The following is a 13781-nucleotide window of genomic DNA, read 5'->3' as shown; positions in this document are numbered from 1 at the left end:
GATGTGAATTTGCTCAGAACCTTTCCCTCGAGGGCATTATCCTGTGGGTTTTGCCCGCTAAAGCGGTACAATGGTTGAGCGTGTGGCATTGCCCCTGCGGGGTTTGCCGCAACGTCACTACACTCTGGGTCACCATCGCTCAAACGACTTACCTCTTCGGAGGGTATTTCCACCAGCTTAGGTGATCACCACAAGAAACTTCTATCGAACCAGGATTTTCGTGACTAACGATGTTCGCCCGGCAACCGGGCCTCAGAAAACCCGTAAGATTAGCGTGATTCAGGATCGCAACCGTGCGACTCTCGCGCATTTCGGCGGTATTCTCGGCATCATCCCTTCCGCTGCGGTTTTCTACGTCAGCCGCAATAACGCACCCTTCGCTGAGCAGGAAGCTCGCGAAGCGATGAACTTCACCTTCGTACCCTCCATTGCTCTGATAGTGCTGTGGGTGCTGTCCTTCCTACCCGGCATAGGCAACATTGCCATGGTTTTGGGCACCCTGGTGTGGCTGTTCATGGCGGTTGCTTCTGTCCGCGCCGGTATTGAGGTGAACCGCGGTGAGCCATACAGCTATCGTGTGAACCCCCGCCTGCTGGACCGCTTCTACCCCACCGAGAACGCAGAATCTACTGAGTCCTAAACCGCGCTAATAGCTTTTACGACGAACGCCCCGCACGTTGTGTGCGGGGCGTTTCGTGTTTAAGTACAACTGTTCTAAAGGCTACTGACGGAGGCGCTACCCGGTGGGATCTACCTACTGCTTCAGTGTTCGTTGATTCTCTACCTGCAGGTTATACGGCTGTCGGGTGTTCTGTATCCGCTGGTTCTGCGCGTGGAGGGCTTGCAAGGTTCTTCTGCGGGGGTTTTCCTTCTGAACTCCTCTGATGCTCCTCCAAAGCACCGAAAAAATTTTAAAAGTCTTTCAACCCCCGCAGAAACACCCCGAAACTGCCGAAATATTACGGCGGCCCGGAGTGCTCAACCTGAGAAACCCACCCTAGGAAGGGCAACTGGAGCGGGGCAAGATGCCGGCATGTCAGCGCATCACGAACCCACCCGAAACTCAGGGAGGCGTTGAGGCCCTCTAGGATCCCTCGTGCTCCTCACTAACTTCCGGAAGCAGCTCACGGGTAACCGCATCCCCCAGCAGGCGGCCCTTGAGGGTCAGGCGCACGTGGGCTTCAGGGTCAGGTTCAGCCTGAGAAGTTAAAGCGTCAGGCTCAATCAGAGCTTGAGAGACCAGCCAGCGCAGGGAGGCGCCCAGCTGCGCCTCATCGTGCACGGCAATCAGCTCGCGCATCGCCAAGCCCTCACGCACACGAATCATGAGCATAATCGTTTCAAAAGCACGAGTAGCGGTGTCCAGCACCTCACGTGCCGCCGCCGGGGACTCCCCCGCACGCACCTTCTGCGCGTACGGTACCGGGTGCTTCACGTTCCACCAGCGGGTACCGTTCACGTGCGAGTGGGCGCCCGGGCCGATACCCCACCAGTCCTGGTTACGCCAGTAGGCGAGGTTGTGGTCGCTGCGGGTGTCCTCGCTGCGTGAGTAGTTGGAGACCTCGTACCAGTTGTAGCCGGCTTCTGTGAGTAGCTCCTCGGCGAGCAGGTACATGTCCGCCATAAGGTCCTCATCGGGCATGGTGTATTCACCGCGGCGAATCTGCGCGGCAAGCTTCGTGCCGTCCTCCACGATCAGTGAGTAGGCGGAAATATGGTCCGGTTCGTAAGAGATGGCGGCACGAACGCTGCGCTCCCACTGCTGCAGGCTCTCCCCCGGCGAACCATAAATCAGATCCAGGGACACCTGCAGGCCTACCTCCTTAGCCCAGGCAACGACCTTCGGCACGTTCGACGGCGTGTGGGTGCGGTCGAGCACCTGCAGCACCTCGGGTACGACGGACTGCATGCCGAAGGAGACGCGGGTGAAGCCGCCGTCCTTGAGGGTCTGCAGGTCTTCGCGGGTGACGGAGTCGGGGTTCGCTTCGGTGGTGACTTCTGCGCCTTCAACCAGACCGAATACGTCGATGGCTGCCTGCAGGATGCGCACGAGGTCGCGGGCGGGCAGTTTGGTGGGGGTGCCGCCTCCGAAGAAGACGGTGTGCATGGGGCGTTTTGCGATGCCGGAGGTTTCGAGGGTGCGGGCGGCGAAGAGAATTTCTGCGATGGCGTCGTCAGCGTAGGTGCCCAAGCCGATGCCGTCGCCGAAGTCTTCGGTGGCGTAGGTGTTGAAGTCGCAGTAGCCGCAGCGTACGGAGCAGAAGGGGATGTGTACGTAGAGGCTGAAGTCGCGGGTTTCGCATCCTGCCGCACTGGTGGCGGGGATGCGCCCGTCGCGGGGTGCGGGGGCGCCGGTGGGCTGGGCGGGCATTCTGCCTCCTGGGACTAGATGTGGCGGTTGGGGGAATCAAATATGGGCACCGCGCATGTGGCTACGCGGGTGACATCAACAGACGGTATATCAACGACAGCGTGCAGAGAACCCGGCGGTACACGAGGCACCAGCCGGGTTCTCCACTCAAACAGGTCAGCACACAGCCGGAAAAGCTACAGCAGCGGAAGGCTACTTCTTCTTTTCCTTCTCCTCGCCCGAAGACAGTGCCGCAATGAAGGCTTCCTGAGGAACCTCCACACGACCGACCATCTTCATGCGCTTCTTGCCTTCCTTCTGCTTCTCCAGCAGCTTACGCTTACGCGAAATATCGCCACCATAACACTTAGAAAGAACGTCCTTACGCATCGCGCGGATATTCTCGCGGGCAATAATACGCGAACCGATAGCCGCCTGAATCGGCACCTCAAACTGCTGGCGAGGAATCAGCTCACGCAGCTTAGAAGTCATCATCAGGCCGTACGAGTACGCCTTATCGCGGTGAGTAATGGCGCTGAACGCATCCACCTTCTCGCCCTGCAGCAGGATGTCGACCTTCACCAGGTCGGCCTCTTCCTCACCGTCGAATTTCCAGTCCAGCGACGCATAACCGCGGGTACGGGACTTCAACTGATCGAAGAAGTCGAACACGATCTCTGCCAGGGGCAGGCGGTAACGCATCTCCACACGATCCTCGGAGAGGTAATCCATGCCGCCGATCTGGCCGCGGCGAGCCTGGCACAGCTCCATAATCGCGCCAATGTACTCGCTCGGGGCAATAATCGTACACGCCACCATGGGCTCGCGGATGGTGGCAACCTTACCCTCAGGGAATTCGCTCGGGTTGGTCACTCGCTTAGCGTTGCCAGCCTCGTCCACCACGTCGTAAATAACGTTCGGTGCGGTCGAAATCAGGTCCAGGTTGAACTCGCGTTCCAGGCGCTCACGCACAATCTCCAGGTGCAGCAGACCCAGGAAGCCACAGCGGAAACCGAAGCCCAGGGCAGCAGAGGTCTCTGGCTCGTAAATCAACGCGGCGTCGTTGAGCTTCAGCTTATCCAGCGCATCACGCAGCGCCGGGTAATCCGAACCATCAATCGGGAACAGGCCCGAGAACACCATCGGCTTGGGGTCCTCGTAGCCCCCCAGGGACTCCTGCGCAGGCTTCGCGGCGGAGGTGACAGTATCACCCACACGGGACTGACGGACGTCTTTCACACCGGTAATAAGGTAACCCACCTCGCCCACGCCCAGGCCCTTCGACGGGACAGGCTCAGGGGAAATCACGCCGATTTCAAGCAGGTCATGCTCAGCGCCGGTGGACATCATCTTAATCTTCTGACGCGGCTGCAGGCTACCGTCCACAACACGCACATAGGTGACCACACCGCGGTACGAGTCGTACACCGAGTCAAAAATCATGGCGCGAGCCGGGGCGGATGCGTCACCCTGCGGGGCGGGAATCGCCTCCACAATACGGTCCAGCAGAGCCTCAACACCCTCACCGGTCTTACCCGATACGCGCAGAACCTCCTCCGGCTCGCAACCAATCAGGTTCGCCAGCTCCTCAGCGTACTTATCGGGCTGAGCTGCGGGAAGGTCAATCTTGTTCAGCACCGGGATGATGGTCAGGTCGTTCTCCATCGCCAGGTACAGGTTTGCCAGGGTCTGAGCCTCAATACCCTGGGCGGCGTCCACGAGCAGAAGCGCACCCTCACACGCGGCCAGGGAGCGGGACACCTCATAGGTGAAGTCCACGTGGCCGGGGGTGTCAATCATGTTCAGCGCGTAGGAGGTGCCGTCAACATCCCAGGGCATGCGCACAGCCTGAGACTTAATGGTGATACCGCGTTCACGTTCAATGTCCATGCGGTCCAGGTACTGCGCCTTCATATCGCGCGGGGCAACCACGCCGGTGGCCTGCAGCATACGGTCTGCGAGGGTGGACTTACCGTGGTCAATGTGGGCGATAATGCAGAAGTTGCGAATAATCGCGGGGTCGGTCGCCGCCGGAACGGGCGGGTTCTTCGACATGGGTGCCAATCACATCATCCTTTCGAGATGCTGGCTGCGGGTATGGGCATAGTTACCTATCATTTTCCCATACCCGCGCCATATGTGCGAACGAACCTAGCGTTCCGAAGAATCCTCCGCGGATTCCACACCACCATCGGCAGGATTTACGCTCTCGGAGGCGCCGCTGAGGGAATCCAGGTAGCCCTCAATATCCTCGGCAATCACCTCACCGGAGACAGTGCGCAGAGTCGAATCCATCTTCTGCTCAATCTCACGCACCAGCTCAACCTTCTCGTAGTCCTTCGACATTTCTTCGGCGAGCTCAGCCTCCCACTCATCAGCGTGGGCGCGCAGGCGGTCGTACTCCTCCGACTCGACCTTAATGCCGAGGATGACCTCCAGCGCCTCAATCAGGCTCACGACCGCGCGCGGGTTCTGCTGGTCAAAGCTCAGGTACCCCGGGATGCTCATACGCAGCATGACCGAGGAGGACAGGCCGTGCTCGGCGGCGAGCGCAGACATTGCCATCGTCACTGAGGTAGAACCGGTGTAGTCCTCGTGCAGAATACCGGGGATTGCCGCCAGCTTCTCGTCGTGAGTTGTCAGCGTGTACGGGTACGGGCGGGTGTGCGCCACCTGATCCTCGAAGGTTTCAACGAAGATTGCGTGGTCCACGTGGAGTTTCTTTACGTACTTGAAGAAGCGGGTCATGAACCGCTGCAGGCACAGGCTGGGGGCGGGGCCGGTCACCATGAGCAGGCGCAGGCGACGCTCCGGGATGGTGACCATGTTGTAGAAAACCTTGGGCCACACCAGAACCGTGGATTCGGAGTCGTCGCTGTTCTGCAGCTGCGGGGCGACGGAACCGTAGTCGTAGAAGTCGTCCATGTCGAAGCCGGGGCTCTCATCGCACGGGTCGAACGCGCGGTGAATAATGTCGAGGGCATCCTCACTATTGCCCGGGGGTTCCTTTACGGAGTTGAAACCGACCAGCATAACGGTCGTGTAGTTGTCCTCTTCGGAGGATTCGCCCAGGCGCAGATTGCCGAGCAGTCCCTTCTTTGCGGGCTGTTCTGTGGAGGCGGGCTTGGCGAAAGCATCAAAGAGTCGGGCGGGAGGGAAGTTCGGCTGGCTCATCATTGTCCTTAGCTCGTGGTCGGTGGTTGTGTGGTGTGTATCGGCGGTGCTCACTCCCCCGGTACCGTCTATACGGCACTATTGCTAGGGCGCGGGGGGTGTACGGTACCGCCGATAGTTCCCACTATACGGACTCCCGCGCAACCCGCAAGCGGTTTCGTCACCGGGCATTTCACCACCGCCCGTACAGTGGAAAACTTAAAAAAGGGGTACAGAAAAGCCCCGTGCACGCACACCGTGCACAGGGCTTCTGCCGATACAAAATTACAGGGTACCTTCCGCCTTACGACGACGATACTCCAACGCTAGATAGCTACTGCTCTTCTCCTCGCTTGAGTATTTGGGATTACCAAGCCGGCGCTTAAACTCTTCCTTTACCCATTCCCGTTCCGCGCCGGGCATTGGAATCACAAATCCAGGGTTATCCGCCTGCGCCCTTTCCCAATCCTCCATGGTTAGGTTTCTCTTTAAAGGACGCAACCCACCCCAGAACAACGGGCGTTCTTTAATGGATACAGACTTCATTTTATCTTCTTCTTGAGGTATTTCAGATAAATAACAGGGTTATCTTCTTCCCCTAATCCTATCACCTCTAAATTACCCCCAGCAAGCAAAACCTCTTTTTCCTCGGGGTAATCAGAATGAAGCCATAGTGGAGCATATTGGACTCCAGCAGGAAGCAATATCCTAACCTGAACTCTTTTCTCGGTACCAGTCTCTACCGGCCCTTCTTCGCGGGCTGTTCTGTGGAGGCGGGCTTGGCGAAAGCATCAAAGAGTCGGGCGGGAGGGAAGTTCGGCTGGCTCATCATTGTCCTTAGCTCTTGGTCGGTGGTTGTGTGGTGTGTGGTGTTGTAAAAAATATGTTCTATATTCGGTTATGCCGCCCAAAACCCCGGACGGAAAGGGAAACTACGTTAGAAAGGCAGAAGCGCCAAATCGTATGGAGTGCCAGCATAAACATCCGGCAACTCACCATTAGCCACCTTCTCACGATACAAAAGGGTTACTTCGCTATCGTCGAATGGGAATTCCTGAGCTTCATACCTACGCTCAATCTCTGCCAGACACCACTCATACTCGGCACCGGGGCGCGCCACCGGAGCATTAAAAAAACGCCCATTCAACTCAGCACGCATCCACCCCTCCGGAGTATTTGCATCAGATATGGGCTTCGTAAAATCGAACGGGGCACGCCAATACTCAGGGTCTTCACGATAATCGTAAGCTTCTTCTGCGTTCGCGCTACTCATTGGGAACCTCCTGATAATGTGCAAAAATGTGTGTCTACATTGGTGTTATGTGCAACGCCGCGTGGGGCGCTAAAGATAGGCGCGGGCGGTGTACGGTACCGCCGATAGTTCCCACTATACGGGCTCTTCCGTAACCCGCAAGCGGTTTCGTCACCGGGCGGGCGCCTCCAAGAATCTGGGTACAAAGAAACCCCGCACACGAGAACCGTGCACAGGGCTTCTAAATTATATAAATCTAACGCTCTAGGAGGTCTAGATGAGCTTCATAGTCGAACTCTTCAGTAGCGTAAGTCCACATACTCTCTACCAAATCATCAGGCATAAATTCATGATCCGCCAGCACCCCAACATCATACGGAAAAGTAATCTTTTGCTTCACAAAATCACCAATAACGCTAGCAAGAGCCAACTCCCACTCACCCACATTGTCAAATTCTTCGACAAAAGGTCGCGTCCGCTCCTCCAGGGCACGGGTTCTCATAACAGCGGATAGAATCTTAGCTTTTTCCCAATCCAACATAGTCTTCAGCTTCTTTATTCTCAATCGGATAAAAGCTCCGCACAGACATTAGCTTCTGAACTGATTACGCTGGTGCCTAACGTAGCCTGCAAAGAGGTTTACCCAAGTAATTTCACATCTTCCTGATACGAACACATGATGCTGGCAGTTTCATAATACATCAGAATATGTGGTTATCCTGATCCAGCTCCGTTTATTGAGGAAGCAGTGGAATTCTCTCTGGGATAAGAGCCTCACCAGCTGCGGTGCGCTCATCATACTCGCGTGCGATAGTACGCATTTGGATATGAGACCCCCGCTTAAAGCGCTCCTCAAGAACCCATTGGCGTTTCATGGCTTCAGCCTTATTAGCTGGTACCGGTGGCGTAATCTTAGTTACGCAGAAGGTGATAGGATCGCTCAGCGTCGGAGGGATTTTTTCAGGTTCCATGCGAGTATTCTAGCCTAGTTTCTTACTGAGTTCTGTTGGCATGGTACACATGCACCGCATCTTTAGGATTCCTTCTGGGTATAGCAAAAGGCACCCCGCCACTTAGCAGGATGCCTTTCACAAAAAGTTATAGGGAGTTAGCCGGTGACGCCCCCGAACGGTCCTCTAGACCGAAGCATAAATCCGCGGCCGCCCAAGCATTATTGCCGCACCAGCAGGTGAGGCTCAGGGTTGCAGGGGAATCGTCTAACTCCTTGAGCCCAAGTATACACGAAAAAGAGACCCTCTGCATTCCCCTTAGAGGAGGGGGAACACAGGGGGTCTCAGCCCTAAACCAGAGAGGTACTTAGGTACCCCGCAAGTTTTAGAAAGCCTTATTTACCAGCGCAGCAAGACCGGACTTCTTGTTTGCAGCGGTCTTCTTGTGCAGAACACCCTTGGAAACAGCCTTGTCCAGCTTACGGTTCACAAAACGCAGAGCCTCAACAGCTGCTTCCTTGTTCTGTGCCTCAACAGCAGCCTTGACCTTGCGGGTCGCGGTCTTCAGCTCGGACTTTACAATGTTGTTGCGCAGGCGAGCCTTCTCGTTGGTGAGGATACGCTTCTTCTGAGACTTAATGTTAGCCACAATTAAACTTTCTTTTTTGTCTTATTGGTCGGTGAGGGCGACGCTGGCCGATCATCGACTGAGCGGCGTGGGGATGCCTATGGCAACCGGCCAGCAGTGCCCGATGACCATCGGACACTCAACCACACATAATACCAGACGAACAGCCTCCATGACAGAGCATCGCGGAGAGAAAAATACTGTGAAGACCGCTACACGCAGCCTCCACATCTAACACCGGTCACCCTCAGGCTCCAGGTATAAAGTATCCCGGCATAAAGCACAGGGTGTTAGCCGTTATGGCGAATCCACGCACGCTCGACCAGGCGGAACGTATCCTCCGGCATAATCGCACCCTCACGGCGCATCGCATCCGGGCGAACACGAATCACGCGGTTCAGCTTCACCTCAGAGGCGCGGCCCTGCGAATCCCACGGACCTGAACCAATATCAAGGTAGTTCGAATCAGCGTGCTCACGGTTATTGTGATCCTTGCTGGTCATCATCAGCGCCAGCAGGTACTCACCGTCACGACCCACCAGAAGCACCGGGCGGTCCTTACCCTGCGAGTGGTCCTCCTCGAAGGGAACCCACGTCCACACGATTTCACCCGGGTCAGCGTCGCCGTCCAGGGAGGGCGAGTACTCAAAGTTGATCATGTCGCGGTAATCGCCCGGGTAATCCGAACCGTCGGATGCGCCGGTCGAAGCCGGTGTGGAAGGCTTAGGTGCCGAGGACTTTGCCGAGGAAGACTTCAAGGCGCTTGGCTTGGGTGCCGAAGAGCCGGAGGTACGAACCTCACCCTGACGAGATTTGCCCTTGTGGGACTCACTCTTTTGGGAGGATCCGGAGCCGCCCTTAGGCGCAGTAGCGTCGTTGAGGGCATCCTCTGCCGCCTTCTGCAGGAAGGGCAGCAGGGCAAAGAAAATTTTCTTCAGAATTTTGAGCATGGGCTCTATTATGCACTACAGACGCGGAGGTCGAGCAATCGCCAAAACAGCCCGCTCCACCGCATACACCGCATCCTGGGACTCGCCCTTCAGTTGAGCGTCCGCATCAGCCAGAAGCTGCACAATATGCGCCAACTGGGCGCCGGTAAAACGGCGGCCGTCACGCTGAGCCTGCTCAACCTGCCACGGTGCCATACCCACCTCACGCGCCAGCTCATTAGCGCTCAAACGCACGTGGTGTACGCGCGCAATATTGCGGATACGCATGGCGAGCGCACCCAGCATCGGAATCGGCTCCGTGCCGGTGGCAAGGGAGTGGCGGAGCAGACGCAGAGCCTCCGGGGCGTTACCGGAAATCGCGGCATCACTGACGCGGAACGCGGTGACTTCGGTGCGGCCGCCGTAGTAGCGGTTCACCGCCTCTTCGGTGATTTCGCCGGGCACATCTGAGAGTAGCTGCTGGCAGGCGGCGGCGAGCTCCGCAGTGTCGGAGGCGGCAGCCGTCAGTAGCGCCAGAGCGCCGCCAGTAATCGGGCGCTGGGCGGTGGCGAACTCCCCCGCCAAGAACTCGCTCTTCTCACGATCAGTCTTGAGCGCCTTGCAGTTAATGAGCACGAACTGGGAGCGCACCAGGTCGATAAGCTTCTTGCCACGATTACCGCCCGAGTGGTTCAGAATCAGCATGATGTCCGGCTCGGGGGCGTTCAGGTAGGCGAGCGTATCGGTCAAAAAATCGTCACTCATGGAGGCGACGTTCTCAACCTCAATGATCTTCGCCGAACCGAATAGGGAAGGCGAAGCGTGCAGAATCAGCTCCCCCGCCGTGTAGGTGGCAGCATTAATCTGAACGCGATCCACCTCCGGGTGGATACTGCGGAACAGTTCACGCAGGCGTGCCGCGGCACGGGATGCGAAGTACTCCTCCGGGCCGTAGAGCATGACGGCGGGTGCCGGGGTGACGGTACGCCACGCGGTGTCGAGGGCGGGGGTGCCTCGGCGGGCGTAGCCTCGGGAACCACCACGCTGGGTTGAACGCTTACGCTCGGACACGCTTATCACTCGCCTTTATCTGCAGGGTACGGGCTGAACTCGACCCCGCTGCACACGGGGGCGCTGCGCGGGTAGAGTCTCGAGTATCCATCATAGCGTTTTCTTCTCAGTTGCCTCCTAGCGTTGGTTAGGGTTAGCCGGTCAGGGCGAATTAGGCAGGGTTAGTTGATTAGGAACGGGCGGGCTAATGGGTGTGCTGATAGGAGGGCGCGGTGTGCGGTACCACCCGCAAATACTGCCGGTGCGTGACCGCGCGGTAGCGGCGTGCATCCACCCACCAGAGGGCAATGCTCAACACCAGCACGCAAAGGGCGCTACACACCACCGCGGGAACGCTCGAACCGGGCTCCCACGGGTTACCCGGCGCGTGCGCGGCAGTGTGTGCCGCCCATTCGATGCCCCGCGCCGCAAGGCCACCGGCACGAAGACACAGATCCGACAGGGCGGGCAGACCCAGAAGCATGAATCCGAGCGCCACCAACCCGGCGAGCATACTCAGCGGCGCCAAAGGAGCGGCAATCAGGTTCGCCGGAACCGAGTAGAGCGGCACCTTACCGCTCATCGCCAAAATCAGCGGAGTACACCACAGGGACGCCACAATCGGCGCGGCGAGCATTTCCGCGCAGAACACCGGCATGAGGCGCATGAGCAGGCGAATCAGCGAGGGGCCCAGCAGAATCAGCGCGGAGGTTGCCGTCACCGACAGGGCGAACCCCATATCCACGGCGAGGTGCGGGGCAGCAAGCAGACATATCAGCACCGTTGTTTGAAGCGCCGCCAAGGACTGGCGACCCGAACCGCGCAGCATCGCGTAAGCACCGAGCAGACCCATGGCGAGGGAACGAATCACGGACCCCTCAGAATCCAGCAGCATGGCGTAGGCGAGTACCGCCGCAACTCCGCACAGCACCATGACGCGGTGCGGAATGGTGAGAGTACTCAGCCGATGTACGAGCGGCGGCAGGGCGTGGGCGTTTGGCGGGGTAGCTTGTTGAAGCTGGGCGGGTCGTTGAGGGTGCGCCGGTTGTTGAGGGTATCCAGGGTGCCGGGGGTACGCGGAGCGGCGAGAATGACCCGTGCCTCTCCCCCGTAACCGCTGTACCCAGGACCGAAGCAGCAGGTATGCGCTGGCGAAGCGGTACGGGTGAATCGCCAACACCAGCCGGTACGCGCCCAGAAATACGATGGCAATATTCGCCCCGGACACCGCCGTAATATGGCTGAGCCCGCTGAGCTTATACTCCTCCCGCGTGGTGGAACTCATCAGAGAATCGTCCCCGTAGGCGGTGCCCAAAACCAGCGCCGCCGATTCCGTGCCAAGGGTATCTAAAGCGCGGATGCGCAGCTGCTCCTTGAGCGTGGACAGGTACGGCTCCTCCATAGTCCGGGCGACAGTGTTCGACCCGGCACCGTAGGCGGGCGCGGGAAAAATAGTCGCGCCGCTCAGCTTCGCCGTGGGGCCGTTAAACTCCACCGTGCCGAGGGCGGTCACCCTCATACCCGGATAAATCGCCTGCGAGCGCGCGGTACCGCTCCCCCGGTACCTAGCCGACGAGCTCACCTCTGCGCTCGTCGCCGAACTTGCCTCCAGACGCTGCGCGGTGTTCTTTGCCGAACCATCACGCCGATACACACGCACCCGCTCATTCACCAGCGCACGCACGCTCCGCCCCTGAATGTCCTCCAGCTTAATAACCACCAGAGTAGTGCGTGGATCCACGCGGCGAACCTGCTCCACCGTGCCATTCAGACGAAGCGATGCCCCCTGCGCCTGCTGCAACGTGGCGCGGGATGCATCTACCCCCGTAGCGCACAAAAGCACTGCTTGAACAGTCACAATACACGCCAGAAAAACCAGCTGACCGGTCGTGCGAAAGAGCAAGCTGTAGGGCATCACCGCACGAGGCGGAAAGAAAAGCAGAATCGCCAGGCAACCCAGCAGGGCAATGAGCACACACGCTAGCGGATGCACCACCCGCCACGTGCCTACGGTCAGCGCCAGCGCGGTAAAAGCCCACAGTGCCAGCACCGTAAAACTCAGGCGAAAGTCCAGGTGAATGAGGCTTCCCTGGGCGCGTAGCTCCTGTTCGTCGCGGCGGGTACGCCACCGTTCAGCGCCGATGCTCCAGCGGTAGCGGGCACGGTCATACGTAGTAGCTGCGGACCGGGTGAGGCGCAAGGATTCGGGAAATAGTACCCGCTCCCCTGCCTGCTGGCGGTTCTGGCGACGCTTCTGCTGGCGGTACATTAGACCGTCACCAGCGGGCGCAGATTCTCCAGCATCGACGGACCAATGCCGGGCACCGCGTCCAGCTCATCCACGCTACGGAAACCACCGTGTGCCTCACGCCAGGCAATAATGCGCTGAGCCATCGCCGGACCAATACGCGGCAGGGTCTGCAGCTCCTCAGCGGTGGCGGTGTTAATGTTCACCGGGGTCGAGCCTTTCTGTGCGCTCCCCGAAGCGGTCAGCGTGCGTGCAGACTGGGGCTGAGTACCACCCTGAGATGCACCATTCGCCGCGTTACCCTGACCTGCATTCGCTGTGCCGCCATTGGGCTGAATCTGCGCTGGAGCAGCCGTCTCACCACGATGCGGCACATAAATCTGCACCCCATCACTCAACGCACCGGCAAGGTTCACGCGATCCAGATCAGCATCCGCGGCGGCACCGGAGGCGGCGGCAATCGCATCCACGGAACGACCCTGAGCGGGCAGTGTGTATACGCCGGGGTTGTTCACGGCACCCGCGACGTGCACCCGCACGGTAGCCTCACCGGAGGCGCCGCCCTGAGCGGATTCACTCGGGTTAGCGCCCGGCTGGGCGGTGGACTGGGCACCGGGTTGAGTTCCGGGGCTCTGCTGGGCACCCACCGCATGCGCCGACTCGGCGGTAGCACTCGGGGAGGCAAGCTGCTCGGCACGCGGCGCCGCTGAAAACTGGGTCACAGCCCACACCACGGCAACCAACGCCAACACTGCCACTAGAAGCAGCACGCGCGGCGACAAGCCCCAACGGGTACTGCGGGTGGTGCCGGGCTGATCAGCCTGCTCCCACTCCGCCCAGTCGTCCACCTCGTTCCAATCGGGCTGCTGATTCCAGTCAGCCCAGCCATTCGACTCTGGGCCGGATGCCGCGGGCTCGGCAGGTGTTTCTTCGGCAGGTACCTCCGCCGGTGTTACCTCAGCGGCAATAGCCAGCGGCACGGTGTCCTCGGCATCCGGCGCACCGTTCTTACGGGCGCGCGGGCTGCGGTAGAGGCTGTTCATCAGGGATCGGGCGCTACGCTGTGTGCCGCCCTGCTGGGCTGCACTATCCTGCACAGTGTTCTGTGCCGCATTCTGGTCGGGGTTGGGGGTCATGCTCGTCATACCCCTACCCTAGGCTCACGCGCGCGAACGCACGAGGGCATGCAAAGAACCTGTGGATAACTCCCCTCGCACAACG

General features: G+C 59.1%; 13 protein-coding genes. 1 reads left to right on the top strand and 12 read right to left on the bottom strand.

Features of this window, described 5'->3' with window-relative positions; genetic code table 11:
* Positions 1-220 precede the first annotated feature (220 nt).
* On the top strand, positions 221-640 hold the full coding sequence (locus O3648_RS00305; RefSeq protein ID WP_279739954.1) for a DUF4870 domain-containing protein: 420 nt from the start codon (positions 221-223) through the stop codon (positions 638-640).
* Positions 641-1084: 444 nt separating this feature from the next.
* On the opposite strand, the gene hemW is transcribed toward O3648_RS00305, so the two are convergent.
* From hemW to O3648_RS00245, 12 genes are all read right to left on the bottom strand, one after another.
* Positions 1085-2371: a radical SAM family heme chaperone HemW gene (hemW, locus tag O3648_RS00300; protein ID WP_371567713.1), complete on the bottom strand. Its 1287-nt coding sequence runs from the start codon at positions 2369-2371 to the stop codon at positions 1085-1087.
* Positions 2372-2563: 192 nt separating this feature from the next.
* A complete protein-coding gene (gene lepA, locus O3648_RS00295) occupies positions 2564-4405 on the bottom strand; it encodes a translation elongation factor 4 (protein ID WP_371567710.1) in 1842 nt (613 codons plus the stop codon).
* Between the two features lie 96 nt (positions 4406-4501).
* Positions 4502-5524 carry a PAC2 family protein gene (locus O3648_RS00290; protein WP_371567707.1) on the bottom strand — a complete coding sequence of 341 codons (1023 nt, stop codon included), beginning with the start codon at positions 5522-5524 and terminating at the stop codon, positions 4502-4504.
* A gap of 264 nt (positions 5525-5788) precedes the next feature.
* Entirely contained in the window at positions 5789-6049 is a 261-nt protein-coding gene (locus O3648_RS00285; RefSeq protein ID WP_371567704.1) for a hypothetical protein, read from the bottom strand.
* A gap of 391 nt (positions 6050-6440) precedes the next feature.
* Positions 6441-6776, bottom strand: coding sequence for a hypothetical protein (locus tag O3648_RS00280; RefSeq protein ID WP_371567701.1), 336 nt, complete (start codon positions 6774-6776; stop codon positions 6441-6443).
* Between the two features lie 235 nt (positions 6777-7011).
* Positions 7012-7296: a hypothetical protein gene (locus tag O3648_RS00275; protein ID WP_371567698.1), complete on the bottom strand. Its 285-nt coding sequence runs from the start codon at positions 7294-7296 to the stop codon at positions 7012-7014.
* Between the two features lie 193 nt (positions 7297-7489).
* Positions 7490-7726, bottom strand: a complete 237-nt coding sequence (locus tag O3648_RS00270; RefSeq protein WP_371567695.1) for a hypothetical protein — start codon at positions 7724-7726, stop codon at positions 7490-7492.
* A gap of 364 nt (positions 7727-8090) precedes the next feature.
* Positions 8091-8354, bottom strand: a complete 264-nt coding sequence (rpsT, locus tag O3648_RS00265; protein ID WP_049349792.1) for a 30S ribosomal protein S20 — start codon at positions 8352-8354, stop codon at positions 8091-8093.
* A 269-nt stretch (positions 8355-8623) separates the two neighbouring features.
* A complete protein-coding gene (locus O3648_RS00260) occupies positions 8624-9283 on the bottom strand; it encodes a type II toxin-antitoxin system PemK/MazF family toxin (RefSeq protein WP_371567692.1) in 660 nt (219 codons plus the stop codon).
* A 15-nt stretch (positions 9284-9298) separates the two neighbouring features.
* On the bottom strand, positions 9299-10333 hold the full coding sequence (holA, locus tag O3648_RS00255) for a DNA polymerase III subunit delta (RefSeq protein ID WP_371567691.1): 1035 nt from the start codon (positions 10331-10333) through the stop codon (positions 9299-9301).
* Between the two features lie 184 nt (positions 10334-10517).
* Positions 10518-12581, bottom strand: coding sequence for a ComEC/Rec2 family competence protein (locus O3648_RS00250; protein ID WP_371567689.1), 2064 nt, complete (start codon positions 12579-12581; stop codon positions 10518-10520).
* Positions 12581-13705 (bottom strand): ComEA family DNA-binding protein, encoded by a 1125-nt coding sequence (locus O3648_RS00245; RefSeq protein ID WP_371567687.1) that lies wholly within the window; start codon positions 13703-13705, stop codon positions 12581-12583. Before O3648_RS00245 ends, O3648_RS00250 begins: the two co-directional genes overlap by 1 nt.
* Positions 13706-13781: the final 76 nt, after the last annotated feature.

This window comes from Rothia sp. 27098_8_161, assembly GCF_041432905.1.
In the GTDB taxonomy this organism is placed as follows: domain Bacteria; phylum Actinomycetota; class Actinomycetes; order Actinomycetales; family Micrococcaceae; genus Rothia.
This window is presented reverse-complemented; position numbering and strand designations above follow the sequence as displayed.

What these genes read in the sequence shown, in the direction of transcription:
- O3648_RS00280 (WP_371567701.1), bottom strand. Translation starts at nt 6,776, where the DNA reads ATGAGTAGCGCGAACGCAGAAGAAGCTTACGATTATCGTGAAGACCCT.
- O3648_RS00285 (WP_371567704.1), bottom strand. Translation starts at nt 6,049, where the DNA reads ATGAAGTCTGTATCCATTAAAGAACGCCCGTTGTTCTGGGGTGGGTTG.
- O3648_RS00275 (WP_371567698.1), bottom strand. Translation starts at nt 7,296, where the DNA reads ATGTTGGATTGGGAAAAAGCTAAGATTCTATCCGCTGTTATGAGAACC.
- lepA (WP_371567710.1), bottom strand. Translation starts at nt 4,405, where the DNA reads ATGTCGAAGAACCCGCCCGTTCCGGCGGCGACCGACCCCGCGATTATT.
- O3648_RS00290 (WP_371567707.1), bottom strand. Translation starts at nt 5,524, where the DNA reads ATGAGCCAGCCGAACTTCCCTCCCGCCCGACTCTTTGATGCTTTCGCC.
- O3648_RS00260 (WP_371567692.1), bottom strand. Translation starts at nt 9,283, where the DNA reads ATGCTCAAAATTCTGAAGAAAATTTTCTTTGCCCTGCTGCCCTTCCTG.
- O3648_RS00270 (WP_371567695.1), bottom strand. Translation starts at nt 7,726, where the DNA reads ATGGAACCTGAAAAAATCCCTCCGACGCTGAGCGATCCTATCACCTTC.
- hemW (WP_371567713.1), bottom strand. Translation starts at nt 2,371, where the DNA reads ATGCCCGCCCAGCCCACCGGCGCCCCCGCACCCCGCGACGGGCGCATC.
- O3648_RS00250 (WP_371567689.1), bottom strand. Translation starts at nt 12,581, where the DNA reads ATGTACCGCCAGCAGAAGCGTCGCCAGAACCGCCAGCAGGCAGGGGAG.
- O3648_RS00245 (WP_371567687.1), bottom strand. Translation starts at nt 13,705, where the DNA reads ATGACGAGCATGACCCCCAACCCCGACCAGAATGCGGCACAGAACACT.